The organism is Frateuria defendens, assembly GCF_001182895.1.
Taxonomy (GTDB): domain Bacteria; phylum Pseudomonadota; class Gammaproteobacteria; order Xanthomonadales; family Rhodanobacteraceae; genus Frateuria_B; species Frateuria_B defendens.
Genome location: NZ_LFQR01000087.1, coordinates 1 through 372, shown reverse-complemented (window position 1 = coordinate 372; position 372 = coordinate 1). Strand labels below are relative to the sequence as shown.

Genomic DNA, 372 nt, shown 5'->3' with positions numbered 1-372 from the left:
TGCAGGTCGGCGCCGGCGCGGGTGCTGACCTGCAGGCGGCTGGCATCGGCGGCGACCACGCGCAGGCCGTGCCAGCGGTGGGCCTGGATCAAGGGCTGAGCCTGTTGCAGCAGGTGGGCATTGGCGTGCTGGAACAGCTCGGCGGAGAAGCCGCGGCGGGCCTGGCTGAAGGCTTGGGCGGAGACGGCGCGCTGGCGCACGCGGGTGTCGTGAAGCTGCGCGAACAGGCCATCGAGCTCGGCCTGCACGCTGGCGCACAGGCCGCCGATCATCACCGCGGCGATGCGCGGCAGGGTGAGGGAGCGTTGGCGGGTGAAGGCGCCGGGACGCAGGCGCACCCGGTCGGCCAGGGCGGGATCGGCGAGGAAGCGG

1 pseudogene is annotated in these 372 nt (G+C 74.2%); it reads right to left on the bottom strand.

The features are described from left to right. A pseudogene (locus ACH65_RS20310) lies at positions 1–372 on the bottom strand (hypothetical protein); the annotation flags it as partial.